General features: G+C 67.8%; 24 protein-coding genes. 12 read left to right on the top strand and 12 right to left on the bottom strand.

Annotated elements, in window-relative coordinates:
- Positions 1 to 26: 26 nt before the first annotated feature.
- Positions 27 to 1,544, top strand: coding sequence for a glycosyltransferase family 87 protein (locus F3T56_RS04835; RefSeq protein ID WP_149823579.1), 1,518 nt, complete (start codon positions 27 to 29; stop codon positions 1,542 to 1,544).
- Between the two features lie 119 nt (positions 1,545 to 1,663).
- Here the strand turns inward: F3T56_RS04835 and F3T56_RS04830 are convergent, their stop codons facing one another.
- The 3 genes from F3T56_RS04830 to F3T56_RS04820 form a co-directional block, all read right to left on the bottom strand.
- Positions 1,664 to 2,695 (bottom strand): alanine racemase, encoded by a 1,032-nt coding sequence (locus F3T56_RS04830; RefSeq protein WP_149823434.1) that lies wholly within the window; start codon positions 2,693 to 2,695, stop codon positions 1,664 to 1,666.
- A 65-nt stretch (positions 2,696 to 2,760) separates the two neighbouring features.
- Positions 2,761 to 3,882 (bottom strand): peptidoglycan bridge formation glycyltransferase FemX, encoded by a 1,122-nt coding sequence (femX, locus tag F3T56_RS04825; RefSeq protein ID WP_149823433.1) that lies wholly within the window; start codon positions 3,880 to 3,882, stop codon positions 2,761 to 2,763.
- Positions 3,883 to 4,106: 224 nt separating this feature from the next.
- Positions 4,107 to 4,421, bottom strand: a complete 315-nt coding sequence (locus F3T56_RS04820) for a hypothetical protein (protein ID WP_149823432.1) — start codon at positions 4,419 to 4,421, stop codon at positions 4,107 to 4,109.
- 264 nt (positions 4,422 to 4,685) lie between these two features.
- On the opposite strand from F3T56_RS04820, the gene rpsF reads away from it, so the two are divergent.
- The 4 genes from rpsF to rplI all read left to right on the top strand — a co-directional run bounded on the left by rpsF (position 4,686) and on the right by rplI (position 6,425).
- A complete protein-coding gene (rpsF, locus tag F3T56_RS04815) occupies positions 4,686 to 4,976 on the top strand; it encodes a 30S ribosomal protein S6 (RefSeq protein WP_005482942.1) in 291 nt (96 codons plus the stop codon).
- 78 nt (positions 4,977 to 5,054) lie between these two features.
- Positions 5,055 to 5,642 (top strand): single-stranded DNA-binding protein, encoded by a 588-nt coding sequence (locus F3T56_RS04810; RefSeq protein WP_149823431.1) that lies wholly within the window; start codon positions 5,055 to 5,057, stop codon positions 5,640 to 5,642.
- An 81-nt stretch (positions 5,643 to 5,723) separates the two neighbouring features.
- A complete protein-coding gene (rpsR, locus tag F3T56_RS04805) occupies positions 5,724 to 5,960 on the top strand; it encodes a 30S ribosomal protein S18 (protein ID WP_003949403.1) in 237 nt (78 codons plus the stop codon).
- 18 nt (positions 5,961 to 5,978) lie between these two features.
- A complete protein-coding gene (gene rplI, locus F3T56_RS04800) occupies positions 5,979 to 6,425 on the top strand; it encodes a 50S ribosomal protein L9 (RefSeq protein WP_149823430.1) in 447 nt (148 codons plus the stop codon).
- 163 nt (positions 6,426 to 6,588) lie between these two features.
- On the opposite strand, the gene F3T56_RS04795 is transcribed toward rplI, so the two are convergent.
- Positions 6,589 to 7,935: an MATE family efflux transporter gene (locus F3T56_RS04795; protein ID WP_149823429.1), complete on the bottom strand. Its 1,347-nt coding sequence runs from the start codon at positions 7,933 to 7,935 to the stop codon at positions 6,589 to 6,591.
- A gap of 450 nt (positions 7,936 to 8,385) precedes the next feature.
- On the opposite strand from F3T56_RS04795, the gene dnaB reads away from it, so the two are divergent.
- Positions 8,386 to 9,861: a replicative DNA helicase gene (gene dnaB / locus F3T56_RS04790; protein ID WP_149823428.1), complete on the top strand. Its 1,476-nt coding sequence runs from the start codon at positions 8,386 to 8,388 to the stop codon at positions 9,859 to 9,861.
- Positions 9,862 to 9,928: 67 nt separating this feature from the next.
- On the top strand, positions 9,929 to 11,314 hold the full coding sequence (locus F3T56_RS04785) for a serine hydrolase domain-containing protein (protein WP_149823427.1): 1,386 nt from the start codon (positions 9,929 to 9,931) through the stop codon (positions 11,312 to 11,314).
- A gap of 80 nt (positions 11,315 to 11,394) precedes the next feature.
- Here F3T56_RS04785 and F3T56_RS04780 read toward each other — a convergent pair whose 3' ends face one another.
- Both F3T56_RS04780 and F3T56_RS04775 read right to left on the bottom strand, forming a co-directional pair.
- A complete protein-coding gene (locus F3T56_RS04780) occupies positions 11,395 to 11,847 on the bottom strand; it encodes a GNAT family N-acetyltransferase (RefSeq protein ID WP_149823426.1) in 453 nt (150 codons plus the stop codon).
- A 9-nt stretch (positions 11,848 to 11,856) separates the two neighbouring features.
- Positions 11,857 to 12,315, bottom strand: coding sequence for a MarR family winged helix-turn-helix transcriptional regulator (locus tag F3T56_RS04775; RefSeq protein WP_149823425.1), 459 nt, complete (start codon positions 12,313 to 12,315; stop codon positions 11,857 to 11,859).
- Positions 12,316 to 12,455: 140 nt separating this feature from the next.
- On the opposite strand from F3T56_RS04775, the gene F3T56_RS04770 reads away from it, so the two are divergent.
- Entirely contained in the window at positions 12,456 to 13,664 is a 1,209-nt protein-coding gene (locus F3T56_RS04770) for an MFS transporter (protein ID WP_149823424.1), read from the top strand.
- 40 nt (positions 13,665 to 13,704) lie between these two features.
- On the opposite strand, the gene F3T56_RS04765 is transcribed toward F3T56_RS04770, so the two are convergent.
- Positions 13,705 to 14,571, bottom strand: coding sequence for a GNAT family N-acetyltransferase (locus tag F3T56_RS04765; RefSeq protein WP_149823423.1), 867 nt, complete (start codon positions 14,569 to 14,571; stop codon positions 13,705 to 13,707).
- A gap of 177 nt (positions 14,572 to 14,748) precedes the next feature.
- Between F3T56_RS04765 and F3T56_RS04760 the strand changes: the two genes are divergently transcribed.
- Both F3T56_RS04760 and F3T56_RS04755 read left to right on the top strand, forming a co-directional pair.
- Positions 14,749 to 15,381, top strand: coding sequence for an HAD family hydrolase (locus F3T56_RS04760; RefSeq protein WP_149823422.1), 633 nt, complete (start codon positions 14,749 to 14,751; stop codon positions 15,379 to 15,381).
- Between the two features lie 418 nt (positions 15,382 to 15,799).
- Complete coding sequence (locus F3T56_RS04755; RefSeq protein ID WP_425473544.1) at positions 15,800 to 17,218, top strand: globin domain-containing protein; 1,419 nt, start codon at positions 15,800 to 15,802, stop codon at positions 17,216 to 17,218.
- Between the two features lie 46 nt (positions 17,219 to 17,264).
- Here the strand turns inward: F3T56_RS04755 and F3T56_RS04750 are convergent, their stop codons facing one another.
- The 5 genes from F3T56_RS04750 to F3T56_RS04730 form a co-directional block, all read right to left on the bottom strand.
- On the bottom strand, positions 17,265 to 17,747 hold the full coding sequence (locus F3T56_RS04750; RefSeq protein ID WP_149823420.1) for an NUDIX domain-containing protein: 483 nt from the start codon (positions 17,745 to 17,747) through the stop codon (positions 17,265 to 17,267).
- Between the two features lie 82 nt (positions 17,748 to 17,829).
- Entirely contained in the window at positions 17,830 to 18,735 is a 906-nt protein-coding gene (locus tag F3T56_RS04745) for a LysR family transcriptional regulator (protein ID WP_149823419.1), read from the bottom strand.
- A 189-nt stretch (positions 18,736 to 18,924) separates the two neighbouring features.
- Positions 18,925 to 20,070: a cystathionine gamma-lyase gene (locus F3T56_RS04740; protein ID WP_149823418.1), complete on the bottom strand. Its 1,146-nt coding sequence runs from the start codon at positions 20,068 to 20,070 to the stop codon at positions 18,925 to 18,927.
- A complete protein-coding gene (locus tag F3T56_RS04735) occupies positions 20,067 to 20,558 on the bottom strand; it encodes a low molecular weight protein-tyrosine-phosphatase (protein WP_149823417.1) in 492 nt (163 codons plus the stop codon). The genes F3T56_RS04740 and F3T56_RS04735 overlap by 4 nt, the downstream gene beginning before the upstream one ends.
- 9 nt (positions 20,559 to 20,567) lie before the next feature.
- Positions 20,568 to 20,945, bottom strand: coding sequence for a phage holin family protein (locus F3T56_RS04730; RefSeq protein WP_149823416.1), 378 nt, complete (start codon positions 20,943 to 20,945; stop codon positions 20,568 to 20,570).
- A gap of 57 nt (positions 20,946 to 21,002) precedes the next feature.
- Here F3T56_RS04730 and F3T56_RS04725 point away from each other — a divergent pair, with 57 nt between their 5' ends.
- Positions 21,003 to 21,320 (top strand): cupin domain-containing protein, encoded by a 318-nt coding sequence (locus tag F3T56_RS04725; RefSeq protein ID WP_149823415.1) that lies wholly within the window; start codon positions 21,003 to 21,005, stop codon positions 21,318 to 21,320.
- 163 nt (positions 21,321 to 21,483) lie between these two features.
- Positions 21,484 to 21,696 (top strand): DUF5326 family protein, encoded by a 213-nt coding sequence (locus tag F3T56_RS04720; RefSeq protein ID WP_149823414.1) that lies wholly within the window; start codon positions 21,484 to 21,486, stop codon positions 21,694 to 21,696.
- Positions 21,697 to 21,798: the final 102 nt, after the last annotated feature.

The following is a 21,798-nucleotide window of genomic DNA, read 5'->3' as shown; positions in this document are numbered from 1 at the left end:
GCGTATTCCCAGGCGCGTACGGCAGGATGTGCGGCATGCCCAGTGCAGAGACGACGCGAGTGAGCGTGGACGAGCCGGAGCCAGTGCGTCCGACCAAGGAGGACGAGGTCGCTGCGACCGGCAGTGAGCTGATCGGCGGCCCGATCGGGCGGCGGGCACTGCTCGGGACGTCCTGGTGGACCCCCGTACGGGTCGTCGCGCTCGTGGCGATCGGCATGTTCGCGCTCGGCATGGTGCAGAAGCTGCCCTGCTACGACGGCGCCTGGTTCTTCGGTGCCAGCTCCCAGTACACGCACGCGTGCTACTCGGACATCCCGCACCTCTACCAGGGGCGGGGTTTCGCCGACGGCCTCGTGCCGTACTTCGACAAGATTCCTGTCGACACCAGCGACATGGAGTACCTCGAGTACCCGGTGCTGACCGGAGTGTTCATGGAGGTCGCCGCGTGGCTCACCCCGGGCAGCGGCACCATCCAGGAACAAGAGCAGTGGTACTGGATGGTCAACGCCGGGATGCTGATGGCGTGCGCGGCGGTCATCGCCGTCTGCACCGCGCGCATCCACCGTCGGCGGCCCTGGGACGGCCTGCTGGTGGCCCTGGCGCCCGCTTTCGCCCTCACGGCCACCATCAACTGGGATCTGCTCGCCGTGGCCCTGCTGGCCGCCGCGATGCTGATGTGGTCGCGGCAGCGTCCCCTCGCCTTCGGTGTGCTGCTCGGGCTCGCCACCGCCGCCAAGTTCTACCCGTTCCTGGTGCTCGGACCGCTCCTCGTCCTGTGCTGGCGGGCGGGCAGGCTGCGGGCGTTCGGGACCGCGCTGCTCGGCGCCGTCGGGGCCTGGCTCGCGGTGAACCTTCCCGTGATGCTCCTGGCGCCGGACGGGTGGGCGAAGTTCTACCGCTTCAGTCAGGAACGCGGCGTCGACTTCGGCTCGTTCTTCCTCGTCATCTCGCAGCGGGTGAACATCCAGATCACCGCCGAGACGGCGAACGCGTACGCGATGATCGCCATGCTACTGGTCTGCGCCGGTATCGCCGCGCTCACGCTGACCGCCCCGCGCCGCCCCCGCTTCGCGCAGTTGGCCTTCCTGATCGTCGCGGCCTTCATCCTCACCAACAAGGTCTACTCGCCGCAGTACGTGCTCTGGCTGGTCCCGCTCGCCGCGCTGGCCCGGCCCCGCTGGCGGGACTTCCTGATCTGGCAGGCGTGCGAGGTCGCGTACTTCCTGGGGATCTGGATGTACCTCGCGTACACGACGAGCGGCGACGCCCACAAGGGCCTGCCCGTCGAGGGATACCAGGTCGCCATCATGGCCCACCTGCTGGGAACGCTGTACCTGTGCGTCGTCGTCGTGCGCGACATCTTCATGCCGGAACGGGACGTGGTGCGCCGAGCCGGTGACGACGATCCGTCCGGCGGTGTGCTGGACGGCGCGGAGGACGTCCATGTGTACGGCGCCGCGGCCCGTCCCCCGCGCCACGCGGCGCACTTCGAGGGGCCGCCCGTCGAGTGGGGCAGCCGTAACGCGGCAGACGGTTCGCCCTGAGCGAACACGGCGCGTGGAGCAACGCGGGAGGCCGTACACGGGGTTCTCCGTGTACGGCCTCCCGCGTTGTGCGGGGCGGGCGCTTCCGCCCGACGCTGCGTGTCCTGAGGGGCTGAGACTCAGCGGTCGACGATGCGGTCGAACTGCGTGGTGGTGTGCCGCAGATGGGCCACCAACTCCTCGCCCACCTTCGGCTCGGGGGCGTCCGCGGGCACGAAGAGGATCGACACCTGCATGTGCGGCGGCTCGGCGAACCAGCGCTGCTTGCCGCCCCAGACGAACGGAGAAAGGTTCCGGTTGACCGTCGCGAGGCCCGCCCGGGCGACGCCCTTGGCGCGCGGCATGACGCCGTGCATCGCCTTCGGAGCCTCCAGACCCACCCCGTGCGACGTTCCGCCCGCCACGACCACCAGGAAGCCGTCCGAGGCCGCCTTCTGCTGCCGGTAACCGAAGCGGTCGCCCTTCGCGACCCGGGTGACATCCAGGACGGCCCCGCGGTACTCGGTCGCCTCGTGGTCCCCCAGCCACAGCCGCGTGCCGATGCGGGCCCGGAAACGGGTCTGCGGGAACTGCTGCTGGAGGAGGACGAGTTCCTCGGACTTGAGGTGGCTGACGAACATGGTGTGCAGCGGGAGACGGGCCGCACGCAGACGGTCCATCCAGCCGATGACCTCCTCGACGGCGTCCGAGCCGTCGGTGCGGTCCAGCGGCAGATGGATGGCGAAGCCCTCCAGGCGCACGTTCTCTATGGCCGCGTGGAGCTGGGGCAGCTCCTGCTCGCTGACACCGTGCCGCTTCATCGAGGACATGACCTCGATGACGACGCGGGCGCCCACGAGGCCGTACACGCCGTCGACCGACGACACGGAGCGGATGACGCGGTCGGGCAGGGGTACGGGCTCTTCAGCGCGTCGGTAGGGCGTCAGCACCAGCAGGTCGCCGCTGAACCAGTCCTTGATCCGGGCAGCCTCGTAGGTGGTGCCGACGGCGAGGACGTCCGACCCGAGGCGCGTGGCCTCTTCCGCCAGTTTCTCGTGCCCGAAGCCGTAGCCGTTGCCCTTGCAGACGGGGACGAGTCCCGGGAACTGCTCCTGAACGTGCTTGTGGTGTGCCCGCCAGCGCGCGGTGTCGACGTAGAGCGTGAGCGCCATGGCCGGTCCCGGAACCTTTCTCGTGGCTGCGGTGTATCAGAAGTATGGAAGCAAAAACGGGGGCGTCAGCGGCGCGACATGTAGATGTCGAGCGCCTTGTGGAGCAGCTTGTTGAGCGGGAAGTCCCACTCGCCGAGGTATTCGGCGGCCTGCCCGCCCGTGCCCACCTTGAACTGGATCAGACCGAAGAGGTGATCCGTCTCGTCCAGCGAGTCGGAGATGCCACGCAGGTCGTAGACGGTCGCGCCGAGGGCGTAGGCATCGCGCAGCATCCGCCACTGCATCGCGTTCGAGGGCCGGACCTCACGGCCGATGTTGTCCGAAGCGCCGTACGAGTACCAGACGTGACCACCGACGACCAGCATCGTCGCGGCGGACAGGTTCACGCCCTCGTGCCGGGCGAAGTAGAGACGCATGCGGTTGGGGTCCTCGGTGTTGAGGGCCGTCCACATGCGCTGGAAGTAAGACAGCGGGCGGGGCCGGAATCGGTCACGCACGGCCGTGATCTCGTACAGCCGCTGCCACTCCTCCAGGTCGTGGTAGCCGCCCTGGACGACCTCGACGCCCGCCTTCTCGGCCTTCTTGATGTTCCGGCGCCACAGCTGGTTGAAGTTCTTGTGGACCTCTTCCAGGGACCGGTTGGCGAGCGGCACCTGGTAGACGTAGCGGGGCTGGACGTCCCCGAAGCCGGCACCGCCGTCCTCGCCCTGCTGCCAGCCCATGCGGCGCAGCTTGTCGGCGACCTCGAAGGCACGCGGCTCGATGAAGTCCGCCTCGATGTCGCGCAGGCGCTTCACGTCCGGGTCCTGGATGCCCTTCTTGATGGACGTGGCCTCCCAGCGCCGGATGATGACCGGCGGCCCCATCTTCACCGAGAAGGCACCCTGCTGCTTCAGATGGGCGAGCATCGGCTCGAGCCAGTCGGTGAGATTCGGCGCGAACCAGTTGATGACCGGGCCCTCGGGCAGGTAGGCGAGATAGCGCTTGATCTTGGGAAGCTGTCGGTAGAGCACCAGGCCGGCGCCCACCATCTCACCGGTCTTGTCATCGAACCACCCGAGGTTTTCGGAGCGCCACTCGGCCTTGACGTCGGCCCAGGCCGGGACCTGCATGTGGCTCGCCGCGGGCAGGCTCTGGATGTACGCCAGATGCTGCTCTCGGCTGATCGTCCTCAGGGTCAGGCTCATTCGGGGCGCTCCTCGGGCTGGTGTGTCCCCATGGGTACAGGGGCTCCGGCTCTCGCGCCGAAGCCTACTGCGCCCTACGAGCGCCCCGGATGGCCGTACGCAACCTGGCGCCCGGCCGGTATGCGGCCGGGACGTCTGACGGTGTTATTCGGCCGCTTGGTCCGATGTAAGGCGACGGCCCACCACAGGAACCGTCCCCCGACCGTACGGCAGTTGGTACGGAGTCAGCCGATGACCCCGCCGAAGAGCCCTCCATGGGCCATGCCGAGGAAGAATCCGACGGCCGAGGCACCGAGACCCACGATCAGTCCGAAGCGCTCACGGGTTGTCTCCGAGATGAACTGCCCGTACGCGCCGATGAGGATGCCCACCAGCCCTGTCCAGGAACTGAGCAGGTGCAGATGGTGGAACATCGCCGTGATGAAGGAGACTGCCCCGAGCAGGAGCGTCACGGCGAGCAGGGTGTCCTGCACGGGGTGGGGCTTGTTGTCGGTGGCGAGTAGAGAGCCGGCGATGTTGGGTCGCAATGTCTGTGCCATAGGGCACCTCCTGCGGAAGGCGGCGCATCGTAGCGCCATACACACCCGATGCATACAGATTGACGGTCCCCACCGCCGGATTTCAACCGGAAGCCTGTGTGCGGGTACTCTGTAACGTCTGCACCGGTGTCTGCCCAGGCCATGGCATGGAATCCCCGAGGGGACCCCCGATTGTCAGTGGTGGCCGATACCGTTGCGTACGCATCACAACCCTCCTGCCACGGAACGACCGTGGCCGCTGAGTCCAAAGGAGGTGGGTTCCACATGCGTCACTACGAGGTGATGGTCATCCTCGACCCCGATCTGGAGGAGCGCGCTGTCGCCCCTCTGATCGAGAACTTCCTCTCCGTCGTCCGTGAGGGCAACGGAAAGGTCGAGAAGGTCGACACCTGGGGCCGTCGTCGTCTCTCGTACGAGATCAAGAAGAAGCCTGAGGGCATCTACTCGGTCATCGACCTGCAGGCCGAGCCTGCGGTCGTCAAGGAGCTCGACCGCCAGATGAACCTGAACGAGTCGGTCCTCCGGACCAAGGTCCTCCGCCCCGAGACCCACTGAGCTCTTCCGCTCAGTTGATCCCGGGATCCGAGTAGCAGCACCAAGCAGCCAGCAGCAAACCCGCCGAGAGGTTCCCCCATGGCAGGCGAGACCGTCATCACGGTCGTCGGCAATCTTGTCGACGACCCCGAGCTGCGCTTCACCCCGTCCGGTGCGGCGGTCGCGAAGTTCCGTGTCGCGTCCACCCCCCGCACCTTCGACCGCCAGACGAACGAGTGGAAGGACGGCGAGAGCCTGTTCCTGACCTGCTCGGTCTGGCGTCAGGCGGCGGAGAACGTCGCCGAGTCGCTCCAGCGAGGCATGCGCGTCATCGTGCAGGGCCGGCTGAAGCAGCGGTCCTACGAGGACCGTGAGGGCGTCAAGCGCACGGTCTACGAGCTGGACGTCGAGGAAGTCGGCGCCAGCTTGAAGAACGCCACGGCCAAGGTCACCAAGACCACCGGCCGCGGTGGCCAGGGTGGTTACGGTGGCGGTGGCGGCCAGGGCGGCGGCTGGGGCGGAGGCCCCGGTGGCGGCCCCGGCGGCGGCCAGCAGGGCGGCGCTCCCGCCGACGACCCGTGGGCCAGCGGTGCTCCCGCCGGTGGCAACCAGGGCGCTGGCGGTGGCGGCGGCTGGGGCGGAAGCTCCGGCGGCGGTGGCGGCTACTCGGACGAGCCCCCCTTCTAAGACCCTTCGGGCCGATCATCGGTCCTGGAGGTCAAGGGCGGGGCCGTACCCCAAACTTCTTGATCACACAGGAGAATCACCATGGCGAAGCCGCCTGTGCGCAAGCCGAAGAAGAAGGTCTGCGCTTTCTGCAAGGACAAGGTCACGTACGTGGACTACAAGGACACGAACATGCTGCGGAAGTTCATTTCCGACCGCGGCAAGATCCGTGCCCGCCGCGTGACCGGCAACTGCACGCAGCACCAGCGTGACGTCGCCACGGCCGTCAAGAACAGCCGTGAGATGGCGCTGCTGCCCTACACGTCCACCGCGCGCTAAGGGAAGGGTGACCGACTAATGAAGATCATCCTCACCCACGAGGTCTCCGGCCTCGGCGCTGCCGGCGACGTCGTCGACGTCAAGGACGGTTACGCTCGCAACTACCTGATCCCGCGGAAGTTCGCTATCCGCTGGACCAAGGGTGGCGAGAAGGACGTCGAGCAGATCCGTCGTGCTCGCAAGATCCACGAGATCCAGACCATCGAGCAGGCCAACCAGGTCAAGGGCCAGCTCGAGGCCGTCAAGGTCCGTCTGGCCGTTCGCTCCGGCGACGCCGGTCGTCTCTTCGGTTCCGTCACCCCGGCCGACATCGCTTCCGCGATCAAGGCCTCTGGTGGCCCCGAGGTCGACAAGCGCCGCATCGAGCTGTCTGCTCCGATCAAGACGCTGGGCGCTCACGAGACGTCTGTGCGTCTGCACCCCGAGGTTGCCGCCAAGGTCAACATCGAGGTTGTCGCGGCCTGAGCGTCGCGTTCGCTGAAGCAGCGTGGGGCCGCACCCTGTGAAGGGTACGGCCCCACATGCTTTTCTCGCGCCGTAGGTCAATCAGGCCGGATACCTGCGGAGTGACTGTTTCACGTGAAACAGGGCAAAGGGCGATGTTTCACGTGAAACGAGGCTGGACTGTTCAGCGTGTCGCTCCGGTGACGATCCAGCGACCGGAGCGCGAGCGCAGCCACAGGGTCAGCATGCGCGCCGCCATCATCAGCGTCATGGCGGCCCAGAGGGCCGTCAGACCGCCGCCGAGGGCAGGGACGAGCAGAGCTGCCGGGACGAAGACCGCCAAGGTCAGCATCATTGCCCAGGCCAGGTAGGGGCCGTCTCCCGCGCCCATCAGTACGCCGTCGAGTACGAACACGATCCCGGAGATCGGCTGGGCGAGAGCCACCACGATCAGGGCGGGCAGCGCGGCTTCCTGCACCGCCGGGTCGCCCGTGAAGAGTGGGATGAACAGGGGGCGGGTGGCGATCACCAGAAGTCCGAGTACGACACCCGTGGCGATCCCCCACTGCACCATGCGGCTGCATGCCTCGTGTGCTCCCTGGGCCTCGCCCGCTCCCAGGTATCGGCCGATGATGGCCTGCCCTGCGATGGCGATCGCGTCCAGAGCGAAGGCAAGCAGGCTCCAGAGCGAGAGGATGATCTGGTGCGCGGCGATGTTCTCGTCCCCCAGTCGGGCGGCGACCGCGGTGGCGATCAGCAGAATCGCTCGCAGGGAGAGCGTACGGATGAGCAGGGACGCTCCGGCCTGAGCCGAGGCACGTATACCGGCGGCGTCCGGACGCAGTGAGGCGCCGTGCTTGTGTGCTCCGCGAATCACGACCCAGAGATAGGCGGCAGCCATGCCGCACTGGGCGATGACCGTGCCCCAGGCGGATCCGGCGATGCCCAGGCCGACGCCGTAGACGAGGCCCACGTTGAGGGCGCCGTTGGCGACGAAGCCCACGACGGCGACGTACAAGGGGGTCTTCGTGTCCTGGAGACCGCGCAGTACGCCTGTGGCGGCGAGTACGACGAGCATTGCCGGGATGCCGAGGGCCGAGATGCGCAGGTAGGTCGTGGCATAAGGGGCTGCGGTGCCTGAGGAACCAAAGAGGGCCACCAAGGAAGGCGCTGTGGGGAGGACGACCGCGACGACGAGGGCGCCGAGGAGCAGCGCGAGCCAGATGCCGTCCATGCCCTGACGGATGGCGGCCCGCAGATCGCCCGCACCGACCTGCCGGGCGACGGCAGCCGTGGTGGCGTATGCCAGGAAGACGAAGACGCTGACCGCGGTGACGAGGAGTGCCGAAGCGACACCGAGGCCGGCCAGTTGGGCGGTGCCGAGGTGGCCGACGACGGCGGTGTCGACCATGAGGAAAAGGGGCTCGGCGACGAGCGCGCCGAAGGTCGGAACGGCCAGCGTGACGATCTCTCGGTCGTGCCGGCGCCGGGCGGCCTTGGTGGTCGCGGGAGCCTGTGCCATGGCCACCAATCTAATCTTCCACAGGTAAGAGATGCAAGCGACCAGTGCCTATTACATTAGGTCCGACGGAGGGCGCTGTCGCGCAATCGTTGCGATGATCTTGATCCCGTCCGGGAAGTTTTTCTTCTGCACAGCCGGTGGACGGTAAAGGTGCAGGTCAGGGTGGTCTTGCGGGAGGCGGCGAGGGCTTGTTCACAGGCCTGTCCACCGAGTCGTGCACAGGTTTTGCGGGGTTCTCCACAGCATCTGGGCCGTCGTCCACATGGCCTGTGGATAACCAGATTGGCTGACGGTGCCTGCGGGCCTACGGTGGTGCGGCGCCCGCTCCTTGGTGGATCACGGAAACCTCGCAAAACCGACGCCGCCAGAACCGGAGTTGGGCCTCTTATTTGTCAGTGTCGTGCCGTAGAAATGACAGGCACGGCGAGGTCCGCTCGGCGGACGGGAGGAGGTCGCTCGGTGAGCATTTCCGAGCCCCTGGACGACCCGTGGGCCGACAGCGGACCCAGTGATCGTCTGCCCGCTTCCCGTCGACGTCACGACGGCGGCCGGAGCCGGGACGAGCAGCACGACCGAGGCCGGGACAACGGGGAATGGGACGGCGGAGGCTCGGCCTTCGAGCGGGTGCCCCCGCAGGATCTCGACGCCGAGCAGTCCGTCCTCGGCGGCATGCTGCTGTCCAAGGACGCCATCGCCGACGTGGTCGAGATCCTCAAGGGCCCCGACTTCTACAAGCCGGCCCACGAGACCATCTACCAGGCGATCCTCGACGTCTACGCCAAGGGCGAGCCCGCCGACCCCATCACCATCGCCGCCGAGCTCACCAAACGCGGCGAGATCACCAAGGTCGGTGGCGCTTCCTACCTGCACGGTCTTGTCCAGACGGTGCCGACGGCGGCGAATGCGGAGTACTACGCGGAGATCGTCCACGAGCGCGCGGTCCTGCGCCGCCTGGTCGAGGCTGGCACCCGCATCACCCAGATGGGATACGCGGCCGACGACGACGTGGACGAGATCGTCAACAGAGCCCAGGCGGAGATCTTCGCGGTCACCGAGCAGCGCACCACCGAGGACTATCTGCCGCTCGGCGACATCATGGAGGGCGCTCTCGACGAGATCGAGGCGATCGGTTCGCGGTCGGGGGAGATGACCGGTGTGCCGACCGGCTTCACCGATCTCGATCAGCTCACCAACGGTCTGCACCCCGGCCAGATGATCATTATCGCGGCCCGGCCCGCCATGGGTAAGTCCACGCTGGCGCTGGACTTCGCCCGCGCCGCCTCCATCAAACACAACCTGCCGAGCGTGATCTTCTCGCTCGAAATGGGCCGTAACGAGATCGCGATGCGTCTGCTGTCGGCCGAGGCGCGCGTGGCCCTGCACCACATGCGGTCCGGCACCATGACGGACGAGGACTGGACCCGGCTGGCCCGCCGGATGCCCGATGTCTCGGCCGCGCCGCTCTATATCGACGACTCCCCGAACCTGTCGATGATGGAGATCCGCGCCAAGTGTCGGCGCCTGAAGCAGCGCAACGACCTGAAGCTTGTCATCATCGACTATCTGCAGCTGATGCAGTCCGGCGGCAAGCGTTCCGAGAGCCGCCAGCAGGAAGTCTCGGACATGTCGCGAAACCTGAAGCTGCTGGCCAAGGAGCTGGAGCTGCCGGTGATCGCGCTGTCCCAGCTCAACCGTGGCCCCGAGCAGCGTACGGACAAGAAGCCCATGGTCTCCGACCTGCGCGAGTCGGGATCGATCGAGCAGGACGCGGACATGGTGATCCTGCTGCACCGCGAGGATGCGTACGAGAAGGAGTCGCCCCGAGCGGGTGAGGCGGACATCATCGTGGGCAAGCACCGTAACGGTCCTACGGCCACGATCACGGTCGCCTTCCAGGGGCACTACTCGCGATTCGTGGACATGGCGCAGACCTGATCCGAAGGCCGCGCAGTCCGGAGGAAAAGCGCTCGACGCGCGATGCCGGGCCAGATGGACTGGGCGCATGACAACACTTCACGAAGAGCTGCTGCCCGCCACGCGCCGGGCCTTGTTGCACCGCATTGCCGTCGCTCAGTCCGAAGGACGGGCGCCTTCGCTGGTCGCGGCGGTGGTCCGGGGCGGGGAGAGGGTGTGGAACGGGGCGCGGACCTCGGTGGACGGGCACGCGCCGGATGCGAACGTGCAGTACCGGATCGGCTCTATCACCAAGACCTTCACTGCGGTTCTGGTGCTGCGGTTGCGCGACGAGGGCCTGCTGGACCTCGGTGACCCGTTGGAGAAGCATCTGCCGGGCACCGGCGCGGGGGAGGCCACCATCGCCGAACTGCTCGCGCATACAGGTGGACTGGCGGCGGAGTCGCCCTCCCCCTGGTGGGAGCGGACCCCTGGTTCCCTGCGGCCGGAACTCGCCGATGTGCTCGGCGAGCAGCCGCACCGGCATCCGGTCGGTCGCCGCTTCCATTACTCCAATCCGGGCTTCACCGTCCTCGGCGCGCTCGTCGAGCGGTTGAGGGACGCTCCTTGGGAGGATGTCCTGCGGCGTGAGGTGCTCGAACCGCTGGGACTGCACCGTACGACGTGGCACCCCCAGGCACCGCACGCCGGTGGCTGGGCCGTGCACCCCTGGGCCGATGTCCTGCTGCCGGAGCGCGTCGAGGACTTGGGTCGGATGGGTTCGGCGGGTCAACTCTGGTCCACAACAGCGGACTTGGCACGCTTCGCTGTCTTCCTGGCCCAGGGGGACGACCGAGTGCTGAGCGCGGAGTCCGTCCTGGAGATGCGGACGCCGGCCGCACCGGGCGAGGCCTCGGATGTGGCCGCCGGTTCGGCGTACGGCCTCGGCATGCAGCTCCAACACCAGGACGGCCGATTCCTCGTCGGCCACAGCGGTTCGGTTCCGGGTTTTCTCGCGGCCCTCACGATCAGCGTCGAGGACGATGTGGCGGCCGTAGTGCTCGCCAACTGCACCTCCGGGCCGGTGGTGTCGGAGGTGGCCGCCGACCTCGTACGTATCGTGGCGGAGGCCGAGCCCAGGATCCCCGACGCGTGGCGACCGCTGCCCGACGTCGACCGCTCCGTCTTGGAGTTGGCGGGTCCTTGGTACTGGGGCACGTACAGCTTCGCGCTGCGCCTCGTGGCCGATGGGGGAGTTTCGCTGGAGCCGCTCTCCGCCACCCTGCGCAGTGCGCGTTTCCGCCTCAATGACGACGGCACATGGACCGGGCTCAACGGGTACTTCGCCGGAGAGCTCCTGAGGGCCGTGCGGAGGCCTGACGGATCTGTGAGCCATCTGGACCTCGGCTCGTTCGTGTTCACGCGTCAGCCGTACGAGGAGGGGGCTCCCGTACCAGGTGGAGTGGATCCCGAGGGGTGGCGCGGGATCTCGTAGACGCCGATTGGTGAGGGTGGGGTCCTGCCGTGCGATGTTTCACGTGAAACAGGACCCCTGCCCGCATCGCCGGGTGTCGCTCAGAGCGGCAACTTGAAGCCCACGTGGGTGGCCTCGAAGCCGAGCCGCTCATAGAAGCGGTGGGCATCGGTGCGTGTGATGTCGGATGTCAGCTGTACCAACTGGCAGCCCTGCTGCCGCGATTCGCTGATCGCCCACTCGATGAGTTCTGTGCCGAGGCCGCTCCCTCGCTCGTCTGCGTGCACACGGACACCCTCGATGATCGAGCGAGTGGAGCCACGCCTGGAAAGGCCGGGGACGATCGTCAGCTGAAGAGTGCCGACGACTCGGCCCCCACGAACGGCGACCATCAGGTGCTGATGGGGATCGCCGCTGAGTCGCTCCAAGGCCGTGAAGTACGGTGCCAGATCGTCCGGCGACTCGCGCTGCGCGCCCAGGGGATCGTCGGCGAGCATCGCGACGATCGCGGCGACGTCGTCCTTGGTCGCGGGGTGAACTTCAAGATCTCCCATATCTGAACCCTACGTGGGCACGTTCAGCGACCTCATGGCGCGGACGAGAGGGGCCAGTTCGGGGTTCTCCGCTGCCTCGTCGAGCGCCTCACGCAGAGCGGCGTCATTCGTGGGGCGGGCCTCCGCGAGGAGTTTGAGGCCGGCTTCGGAGACATCGGTGTAGATGCCCCGGCGGTCGGTCGGGCACAGGTAGCGCGCGAGCAGTCCCCGGTCTTCGAGACGGGTGACCAGTCGGGTGGTGGCGCTCTGGCTGAGCACGACCGCGTCGGCGACCTGCTTCATCTGCAGATGGCCTCCTTCGCCGTCGTGCTGGCGGCTCAACACGTCGAGCAGGGAGTACTCGCGCACGCTGAGGCCGTGCCCGGACTGCAGTGCGCGTTCGATGCGGGCCTCGATTCTCCCGTGCAACAGGGAGAGGGCGCACCAACCCTGGGCGAGGGCAGTGAGCGCGGGGTCCGTAGCTGTCATCGGTTTCCTCCGTCCCGGAGCGGCTCAAACCCAGGATAGGCCACTGACGCAATAGCCAGCTTTTGCATTTATAGCGCGTGTGCAATTATTGTTGCCGCACTCAAAGTGCACATGCAATCATCTGGAAGGTCTACAGCCTCATGCCTCTCGCGCTTCTGGCCCTCGCGATCGGGGCCTTCGGAATCGGCACCACAGAATTCGTGATCATGGGAGTGTTGCCCGAGGTCGCGGGCGAGTTCGATGTCTCCATCCCCACCGCCGGCTTTCTCGTGACCGGCTACGCGCTCGGTGTCATGTTCGGAGCGCCGGTCATGACAGTCCTGGGTACGAAGGTGTCCCGCAAGCGGATGCTCATGCTGCTGATGGGACTGTTCATCGCGGGCAACCTGCTCTCCGCTCTCGCCCCCGTCTATCCCGTCATGCTGCTCGGCCGGGTGGTCGCCTCGCTCGCCCACGGTGCCTTCTTCGGCATCGGCTCGGTGGTCGCGGCCGACCTGGTCGCCCCGGACCGCAAGGCCGGCGCCATCGCGATGATGTTCAGCGGCCTGACCATCGCGAACGTCGTCGGAGTCCCTCTCGGCACCCTGATCGGACAGACCCTGGGTTGGCGGGTCACCTTCGCCGCCGTCGCGGTGCTGGGCGTCGTCGGCCTGCTGGGCATCGCTCGGCTCGTTCCCGAGATGCCCAAGCCGGAGGGCGTGCGTCTGCGCCACGAGTTGGCCGCGTTCAAGAATGTCCAGGTCCTGCTCGCCATGGCGATGACCGTGCTCGGCTTCGGCGGTGTCCTCGCGGCCATCACCTACATCGCGCCGATGATGACCCACGTCGCGGGCTTCGCCGACTCCTCCGTCACCTGGCTTCTCGTCCTCTTCGGCCTCGGCATGGTCGGCGGCAACCTCGTGGGCGGCAGGTACGCGGACCGCGCGCTGATGCCCCTGCTCTACGTCTCACTGGGCACCCTGGCCGTCGTCCTGGCCCTGTTCGCGTTCACCGCACACGACAAGGCCGCCGCGGCGGTGACCCTCGCGTTGATCGGAGCCCTGGGCTTCGCGACCGTGCCGCCGCTGCAGAAGCGGGTCCTCAACCATGCGCACGGCGCACCCACGCTGGCCTCGGCCGTGAACATCGGTGCCTTCAACCTCGGCAACGCGCTCGCCGCCTGGCTCGGTGGCCTCGTCATCGACGCGGGCTTCGGCTACACGGCACCCAACTGGGTCGGAGCCGCCCTCGCGGCCGGCGCCCTCGTGCTGGCATTCCTGTCGGCTGCGCTGGAGCGCAAGGAAGGCGTTTCCAGCACCGTCGTAACGGGAGCGGCAGCGGCCGAGCAGCGGACGGCTGCGCATCGTTGACCAGCGGTGGGGAGGGGTATCCTCCGCTCGGCGGGGAGCCTCAGCCCGCTGCCACGGTCAGTGGGGCGTACCGTCGCGTCCAGTCGCCGGGCAGCTCGGAAATCCCGTACGTCATCACCGCGTTGAAGGTGACCGATTCCAGGCCGCGTTCCTTCACCCACGCCAGCAGCTCCTCGTGACGCACGTCGATGTCCGTGCGCAACGGGCGGTCGGTGTGGGCGGCCAGAGAGGCGATGAGCGCCTTCGCCGTCTGTGTGTCGCGGGCGATCAGCGGGCCGACGACATGGTCGTCCATGTTGGGCCAAGCGGCCGCGTAGCCGATGATCCGGCCGTTCTCTTCGGCGACGCGCAGCTGATCGGCGAAGGCGGGGAGCCGGGTGAGGATAGGAGTGCGGTCCGTGCCGAAGACCTTTTCGTCGAGGCGCAGGATCGTGGTGAGGTCCTCGGCCGTGGCCGGGCGCGTGGGGATCGCGGGGGCCGAACCGCCCGCTGCGAAGTGTCCTCGGACCATCTCCGCCCTGCCGGTGACCTTGAACCCCAACTCCTCGTAGAGAGGACGCCCGTACGGCGTCGCGTGAAGGGTCAGCGGGATGGTGCCCAGCTCTGCGACGACATGGCGCATCAGACGGCGGCCGATGCCCTGGCGGGCGTGTCGCTCGGCGACCAGCACCATGCCGATCGCCCCCAGATCAGGGCGGCCCGCCGGACCGTACTCGGTGACCACGCAGGCGGTGACGAGACCACCCTCTGGTTCATCGATGCCGTACCCGGTCCCTGCCGCGAGAAGCAGCCCCCACTTGTGCTCCTCGCGGGGCCAGCCCCGGTCTTCGGACAAGTCGGCGCAGGCGGTGAGATCGCGAGGCGTCAGACGACGGATGGGCAGAGCAGCAGGGGAAGGTGTCGGCACGCAGGTCAGGCTGTCCGACACAAGCCCCGGACGTCCACCGGTTTGCGGTCAGGCGTACGCGCTTTTGGCCATCTCGTGCACAACCGCACAGCGGGCGGACAGATGTTTCACGTGAAACATCCGCGTGCAGGCACACCCGTGCAGGCGTGAAGGGGAGCGCAGTTAGCCTCTGCTCCCATGACGCGACTGCATCTGTTCGACCTGGACGGGACTCTGCTGTATGGCACGGCGGCCCCCGTGGAGATCTCGCGGCAACTCGGTCTGGACAAGGAGATAGCCGAACTCGAACGGGACTTCGTGACGCGGCGCATCGACTCGCGGGCGTACGCACGGCGCGTCCACGGCCTGTGGGCCGGGCTCACCGAGGGCCATGTCGGCGCTGCTTTCGATGGAGCGCCGTGGCTGTTGCGTATCCGGGACACCTGGGCCGAGATCAGGGAACGCGGGGAGTACTGCGCCGTCATCTCGCTCTCGCCCTCGTTCTTTGTCGAGCGGCTCACCGCATGGGGTGCACACGCGGCGTACGGATCGCGCTTTCCCCGGGTGCCCTTCAGCGAGCCCGTCGATCCGGCCGGGATCCTCACACCGGCGGCGAAGGTGGAGATCGCGGACCGCCTCTGCGCGGAGCTCGGGCTGACCCGGGCCGATTGCGTCGCTTACGGCGACTCGCTCTCCGACGCGGAACTCTTCGGTACGGTGCCGATCTCGGTGGCCGTTAATGCCGATCGGCGTCTGACGGGGCTCGCCACTCACTCCTACACGGGGCAGGATCTGTCGGATGCCTATGAGTTGGTGCGACACGCCCGGTAATTGAAGGTGTTGCTGATTCGCACCCGTGGAATTCCCAGTACAGCAAGGGGGGACTTGTATATGGCGATCCTGCCGGTAGGGTCGAGTCCGGTTCGTGTCCGAAGCGAGATGTAGTCGTCTCATGGCGTGGGTGCGAAAGCAGTCCAATGCAGCCTAACAGGACAGGGAGATCGAAGACCTGCCTTCACTGTTATGAGGCGGGGCGTCCGTGTGCTGTGGAACGCTGCGGCATGAGTGCTACGGCTCACGTCACACTCTCACCTACTTGTCCGTACGCAGCGGGAATGCGGGTTGAATGTGGCCGCATTGGTCGACAGGAACGAACAGGGAAAGCAAGGCCGTCCACGGGGGAAAGCAGGCGACTTCCGACCCGGGAAGTGCGCAGATCGACCGAAAGATGCTCGAGGCGAGGCACACCATGGACGCTCCGACCACCACGGCGGCCGGCAACGGCACTTCAGGGGACAGTGACGGAAGCGGTTGGTTCACACCGCGGACGCAGCCGCCGTCCCCCGGCGGAGGCCAGGAGCCGGAAGGCAACCGCCTCGCCGCACTCCGGCCCGTGAACCGGCCTCAGGAGACGCCGAGTGCGCCGCAGCAAGACCGTGACGAGGCTCCGCAGGAGCGCCGCCGGCCGGGCCCCGGTGAGGGCGAGCACGGCTCCGAGCACTCCGTACTCGAATCCCGCGTACCCGACCAGCGTGCCGTCCGCACGCCCGAGCCCTCCCCCGACGTCGTGCTCATCCGGCGCACCATGGCCGAGGTCGGCCCCGTCGCCGAGAAGGTCACCTCGTACTTCTACGCGCTGCTCTTCGTCCAGCACCCGGAACTGCGCCCCATGTTTCCCCCGGCGATGGACGCCCAGCGGGATCGCCTGCTCAAGGCGCTGCTGACCGCCGCCGAGCACATCGACAACGCTCCGGTCCTCGTCGACTACCTGCAGAACCTCGGCCGAGGCCACCGCAAGTACGGCACCCAGGCCGAGCACTACCCGGCCGTCGGCGAGTGTCTGATCGGCGCGCTGAGCCGCTATGCCCAGGCGGTCTGGGACGACGAGACCGAGGCTGCCTGGGTCCGGGCGTACACGACCATCTCGCAGGTGATGATCGACGCGGCGGCCGCCGACGAGCTGCGCTCCCCGCCCTGGTGGATGGCAGAGGTGGTCTCGCACGAGCTGAGAACCGCCGACATAGCGGTCCTCACCGTTCGTCCGAACCAGCCGTATCCCTTTCTCGCCGGGCAGTACGCGAGTGTGGAGACTCCCTGGTGGCCGCGGATCTGGCGGCACTACTCGTTCGCGTCGGCACCCCGCTCGGACGGGCTGCTGTCGTTCCACGTGAAGGCGATCTCCGCGGGCTGGGTCTCCAACGCGCTCGTGCACCGTGCCCGGCCCGGCGACGTCATCCGACTGGGCCCGCCAGCCGGTGCGATGACCGTCGACCACACCACCGACAGCGGACTGCTCTGCCTGGGCGGCGGCACCGGTATCGCGCCGATCAAAGCCATGGTCGAGGACGTCGCCGAACATGGACGGCACCGCCCGGTCGAGGTCTTCTACGGAGCCCGTTCCAACCGCGACCTGTACGACATCGACACGCTGCTGCGACTGCGGCAGAGCAACCCCTGGCTGGAGGTCCGTCCGGTGGTGGACAAGCACGGGTTGCTCCAGTTGCCCGACGCCATACGCGAGTACGGACCGTGGAACGGGTACGACGCCTACCTCTCGGGCCCGCCCGGCATGATCCGCAGCGGTGTGGACGCCCTGAAGGGCGTCGGCATCCCCTTGGAGCGCATTCGCCACGACTCGGTGGAGGAACTGGTGGCGGCCGGGGACTGACCGAGAAGTCCGCGCGGGTAGCGGTCCGGCAGCAACCGGTGAGGGGTTATCCCAGGTCAGGCGCGTGCATCGCCCGTACGCCCTCGATGTTTCCGTCCAGGTAGTGCCGCAGGGACAGCGGGACGAGGTGGACGGAGGCGATGCCGACCCGGGTGAAGGGCACACGCACGATCTCGTATTCGCCCTGGGGTTCGTCCACCTCGGGGCCGTGTCGCTTGGCGGGGTCCATGGATTCCAGGCGGCAGACGAAGAAGTGCTGGACCTTTACGCCCGTGGCGCCGCCGTCCTCGCCGATGTGCTCGACCGTGTCCACGAAGCAGGGGACCACATCGGTGATCTTCGCGCCGAGTTCCTCGTGCACCTCGCGGTGGAGCGCGTCGACGACAGTCGTGTCCTCCGGCTCGACCCCGCCGCCCGGCGTGAGCCAGTAGGGATCGACGCCCGGCTTGGTCCGCTTGATCAGGATCAGGTCGTCGCCGTCGAGCAGGACGGCGCGGGCGGTGCGCTTGACCACGGGTCGGACGGTCATGGGAGAAATGTGGCCCGACATGTTCCACGTGAAACATCGCCCGACCACGGAAGTGTGGCGCGCCGCTTTGGTGGGCGCCGCTTCAGGACCAGTCCGCCGCCGACCGCAGCAGCCACTCGTGGGCCCGCGCGATGTGCGGCATGGCCAGGGTGCCGGTGCGGACCACCAGAAAATACGTCCGCAGTGGCGGTACTGGCGGATCGAGGAGTGCCACGACATCACCGCGTTCCAGGGCGGAGGCACACAGATAGCGGGGCAGCACGGCCAGGCCCGCCCCTGAGACCGTGCAGGCGAGGACCGCGCGCAGGTCCGGGACGACGACCGTGCCGGAGGCTGTGGGACGGGAGTCGAAGACCGAGGCCCAGTAACGCGAGATGAACGGCAGTGACTCGTGCACTTCGACGACCGGGAAGTGCTCCAGTGTGTGCGCTCCCTTGCGGCGCAGCTTGCCGGGACCGATGCGCGCGGCCCAGCGCGGGGCGGTGACCAGCACATGTTCCTCGTCGCAGAGCGGGGTCGCGGTGAGTAGGGTGCCGCGCGGCTGGGCGGTGGTGATGGCCAGGTCGTGGTGCCCGGCGGCGAGTCCGTCGAGAGTCTCGTCGGCGTTTCCGAAGGACGCTCTCAGCGCGAAGCCCTGTCCGTCGTCTCCGGTCAGCTCGGTGAGGGCGGGCAGGGCTCGTTCGGCGGTGAACTCGGGTGGACCGGCGAGATGGAGGGTCCGTAAGGAGGAGTCGCCGTCCAGGCCGGCCTCGGCGATCTCCACGAGCGCGTCGAGATGCGGCGCCGCCTTGTGGGCGAGCTCGTCGCCGATGGTCGTCGGGGTCACTCCCCGGGCCTGGCGGAGGAAGAGGGGACGGCCCAGCTGTCGTTCGAGGGCGCGGATCTGCGAGGTGACGGCCGGCTGCGAGAGGCCGAGCAGCGCGGCGGCGCGGGTGAAGGAGCCGGCACGGTGCACGGTCACGAACGTACGCAGTAAGGCCAGATCCATGGTCGCCCCTCCCCTCGCCGCCCCCGGAGCGCCCAACTATAAATAAGTCGATAGGTCGCTGTCGCTACTGTGATTGGACACTGACACAGAGTCAACTAGCCTTGTTCGCGCGGTTCTTCGCGCGCGGAACCGGGACGGTCCGAGCCACGAGGGGGGAGGCTCGGACCGTCCGCTGTACGTAGCGGAGTACTAGTCGGTAGCGACAGAGAGCGCATGCAGCACATCCGCCACCAAGTCGTCGGTGTCCTCCGCGCCGGCCGAGAAGCGGATGAAGCCTTCCGGAACCGCGTCGCCTCCCCACCGTCCGCGCCGCTCGGCGGTGGACCGCACCCCGCCGAAGCTCGTCGCGTCGTCCACTAGGCGCAGCGCGTCGAGAAAACGCTCGGCACACGCGCGCGTGGGCAACGAGAACGACACCACGCACCCGAAGCGCCGCATCTGCTGCGAGGCGATCTTGTGCGAGGGGTCGTCGGGCAGCCCCGGATAGCGCACCCCGGTCACCGCGGGCCATCCCATGAGCGCCTCGGCGACGGCGAGGGCGTTGACGCTCTGCCGGTCGGCCCGCAGCTGGAGCGTGGCGAGCGAGCGGTGCGCGAGCCAGGCCTCCATCGGCCCCGGAATCGCTCCGACGATCTTGCGCCAGCGTCGTACGGCCTCCATCGCGGCAGCATCGCGCCCGACGACGTACCCGAGCAGGACGTCCCCGTGCCCGGTCAGCTGCTTGGTGCCGCTGGCCACCGCGAAGTCGGCGCCCAGTTCCAGCGGCCGCTGCCCGAGCGGCGTAGCCAGGGTGTTGTCGACGGCGACGAGACATCCACGCGCACGTGCCGCCTCGCAGAGCCGCCGTACATCGCACACGTCGAGCCCCGGATTGGAGGGCGTCTCCAGCCACAGCAGCTTGGCGCCGTCGAGAACGTCGAGCTGGGCGTCGCCGCCCGTCGGGGCGCTGCGTACCTCAACGCCGTACGACCGCAGCTGCTCGCCTGCCAGGGGCAGCACGTTGTAGCCCTCGCTGGGCAGGACGAGGACGTCGCCGGTGCGCAGCTGGGAGAAGAGGACGGCCGAGATGGCGGCCATGCCGGAGGCGAAGACGAGCGTCTCGACGTCGTCCTGCCTGGGCGCCTCCAGTTCGCCGATGGCGCGTTCGAGGAGGGTCCAGGTGGGGTTCTGGTCGCGTCCGTAGACGTACGGTCCGGTGGGGTCGCCGGGCAGGTGGTAGTGGGCGGCGAAGACCGGCCCGGGCAAGGTCGGCTCGTGCTTGACGGGCTCGGGCAACCCGGCCCGCACCGCGCGCGTGCCGTCACCGGGGTTCGAAGTGGGGCTCTCCGCGCTCATGCGACCCGTCCCTCCACCTGCTCGCGTATGGCGGTGAGCAGGCCGGGACTCGCGGACTCCACGAGTGCCAGGCACTCCTCGAAGCCATCCATGCCCCCGTAGTACGGGTCCGGAACGTCGAGGTCGTCGCCTGCCGCGGGGTCGTAGGAACGCAGAAGGCGGATCTTCTCCACGTCCGCGGTGGTGGGCGCGAGGCGGCGCAGCGCCTTGACGTGGTCGGCGTCGAGGGCGATCACGAGGTCGAGGCGGGAGAACCAGGAAGCCTGGAACTGCCGGGCGGCGTGGATGCTGCCGTAGCCGTTCGCCTCCAGGACGGAGACGGTGCGCGGATCGGCGGGGTCACCCTCGTGCCAGCCGCCCGTGCCCGCGCTGTCGACCTCGACCAGGCCGTCGAGCCCGGCCTCCTCCATACGGGCGCGGAAGACCGACTCGGCCATCGGGGAGCGGCAGATGTTGCCGGTGCAGACGAAGCAGACGCGGTAGGTCATCTCGGAGCCTCAGTCCCCGTCGGGCAGGACGAGGTGGAGTGCCCAGGAGACGATCGAGATAATCAGGCCGCCCAGGACGGCGGTCCAGAAGCCGTCCACGTGGAAACTCAGGTCGAGCTTGTCGGCCACCCACGAGGTGAGCAGCAGCATCAGGGCGTTCACCACCAGCGTGAACAGGCCGAGCGTCAGGATGAACAGGGGGAGGGTGAGCAGCTTCACGAGCGGCTTGACCACGACGTTCACCAGGCCGAAGACGAGCGCGACCAGCAGCAGTGTGCCGACCTTCTTGCCCGTGCTGTCCCCGGTCAGCGTGATCTTGTCGAGCACCCACACGGCGACCGCGAGGGCGCCGGCGTTGGCGATCGTCTTGACTACGAAATTCTTCATGTGTCTGATCGTGGCAGACGAGATCGGTTACTAGTACGGGCAAGGCGGACTAAGTCGATGAAGGCATTCCGGTTGGCTGAGCTGGAGGCGGAACGCGCCGCCAATGACGGCGCCTACCTGCAGTTCCTGCGCGAGCGGAACATGTCGGTCGGTCTGTACGCGCTCGACGCCGGGGAGCTCGATCCGCAGCAGCCGCACCGCCAGGACGAGGTGTACCTCGTGGTGAGCGGCCGCGCCTCGCTCACGGTCGGTCTGGAAACCACCCAGGTGGCACGCGGCAGTGTCGTGTACGTGCCCGCCGGAGTCGCCCACAAGTTCCATCACATCACCGAGGATCTGCGGGTCGTGGTGGTGTTCTCTCCGCCGGAGGGCTGATGTCCGCTTCGGCGTTCCCTAGGGGAACGATCAGGGACGGACAAGGGGTGCGAAGCCCCCGAACGGCCCCTTCGCGGCCCTAGCATCGATGGCAGGACGTCAGAAAACCCGGAAGCGGTGCCTCAGAAGAGGAGCCACGGGTGGAGACACAAGGAGCAAGGCGATGCGGGAGATCTTCGCGGGGATGCCGTGGTGGGTGAAGTGGATCGCGGTGCCGGTCATCGCCCTGGTCGTGTTCGGCGGCCTGATAGCCAATGTCGTCGGCTTCGTGATCGGCCTGCTCTTCAAGGTGCTCGTCTTCGTGGCGCTCGTCGGTGGACTGATCTACGTCGTACGGAAGTTCACGACGAGCTCGTCGTCAAGCGGTGACTGGTGAGGCGTCAGCATGGGGCAAGAACTGAGGTGTGAGTGAGTGAGGGCCGGTCAGGGCGCGACGGTAACAGGAACGTGAGGTTCCCTCGCCAGAGGGAAGTTTCCC

This window comes from Streptomyces tailanensis (assembly GCF_008386495.1).
Classification (GTDB): Bacteria; Actinomycetota; Actinomycetes; order Streptomycetales; family Streptomycetaceae; genus Streptomyces; species Streptomyces tailanensis.
Note: the sequence above shows the minus strand (reverse complement) of the source record. Positions and strands in the feature narration are given on the sequence as shown.

Excerpts from the sequence above, each read along its gene's own strand:
- F3T56_RS04725 (WP_149823415.1), top strand. The coding sequence starts at position 21,003 with ATGAAGGCATTCCGGTTGGCTGAGCTGGAGGCGGAACGCGCCGCCAAT.
- F3T56_RS04785 (WP_149823427.1), top strand. The coding sequence starts at position 9,929 with ATGACAACACTTCACGAAGAGCTGCTGCCCGCCACGCGCCGGGCCTTG.
- femX (WP_149823433.1), bottom strand. The coding sequence starts at position 3,882 with ATGAGCCTGACCCTGAGGACGATCAGCCGAGAGCAGCATCTGGCGTAC.
- rpsR (WP_003949403.1), top strand. The coding sequence starts at position 5,724 with ATGGCGAAGCCGCCTGTGCGCAAGCCGAAGAAGAAGGTCTGCGCTTTC.
- F3T56_RS04750 (WP_149823420.1), bottom strand. The coding sequence starts at position 17,747 with ATGACCGTCCGACCCGTGGTCAAGCGCACCGCCCGCGCCGTCCTGCTC.
- rpsF (WP_005482942.1), top strand. The coding sequence starts at position 4,686 with ATGCGTCACTACGAGGTGATGGTCATCCTCGACCCCGATCTGGAGGAG.
- F3T56_RS04720 (WP_149823414.1), top strand. The coding sequence starts at position 21,484 with ATGCGGGAGATCTTCGCGGGGATGCCGTGGTGGGTGAAGTGGATCGCG.
- F3T56_RS04770 (WP_149823424.1), top strand. The coding sequence starts at position 12,456 with ATGCCTCTCGCGCTTCTGGCCCTCGCGATCGGGGCCTTCGGAATCGGC.
- F3T56_RS04775 (WP_149823425.1), bottom strand. The coding sequence starts at position 12,315 with ATGACAGCTACGGACCCCGCGCTCACTGCCCTCGCCCAGGGTTGGTGC.
- F3T56_RS04810 (WP_149823431.1), top strand. The coding sequence starts at position 5,055 with ATGGCAGGCGAGACCGTCATCACGGTCGTCGGCAATCTTGTCGACGAC.
- F3T56_RS04760 (WP_149823422.1), top strand. The coding sequence starts at position 14,749 with ATGACGCGACTGCATCTGTTCGACCTGGACGGGACTCTGCTGTATGGC.
- F3T56_RS04835 (WP_149823579.1), top strand. The coding sequence starts at position 27 with ATGTGCGGCATGCCCAGTGCAGAGACGACGCGAGTGAGCGTGGACGAG.
- F3T56_RS04745 (WP_149823419.1), bottom strand. The coding sequence starts at position 18,735 with ATGGATCTGGCCTTACTGCGTACGTTCGTGACCGTGCACCGTGCCGGC.
- F3T56_RS04735 (WP_149823417.1), bottom strand. The coding sequence starts at position 20,558 with ATGACCTACCGCGTCTGCTTCGTCTGCACCGGCAACATCTGCCGCTCC.
- F3T56_RS04730 (WP_149823416.1), bottom strand. The coding sequence starts at position 20,945 with ATGAAGAATTTCGTAGTCAAGACGATCGCCAACGCCGGCGCCCTCGCG.
- F3T56_RS04820 (WP_149823432.1), bottom strand. The coding sequence starts at position 4,421 with ATGGCACAGACATTGCGACCCAACATCGCCGGCTCTCTACTCGCCACC.
- rplI (WP_149823430.1), top strand. The coding sequence starts at position 5,979 with ATGAAGATCATCCTCACCCACGAGGTCTCCGGCCTCGGCGCTGCCGGC.
- F3T56_RS04830 (WP_149823434.1), bottom strand. The coding sequence starts at position 2,695 with ATGGCGCTCACGCTCTACGTCGACACCGCGCGCTGGCGGGCACACCAC.
- F3T56_RS04755 (WP_425473544.1), top strand. The coding sequence starts at position 15,800 with ATGGACGCTCCGACCACCACGGCGGCCGGCAACGGCACTTCAGGGGAC.
- F3T56_RS04740 (WP_149823418.1), bottom strand. The coding sequence starts at position 20,070 with ATGAGCGCGGAGAGCCCCACTTCGAACCCCGGTGACGGCACGCGCGCG.
- F3T56_RS04780 (WP_149823426.1), bottom strand. The coding sequence starts at position 11,847 with ATGGGAGATCTTGAAGTTCACCCCGCGACCAAGGACGACGTCGCCGCG.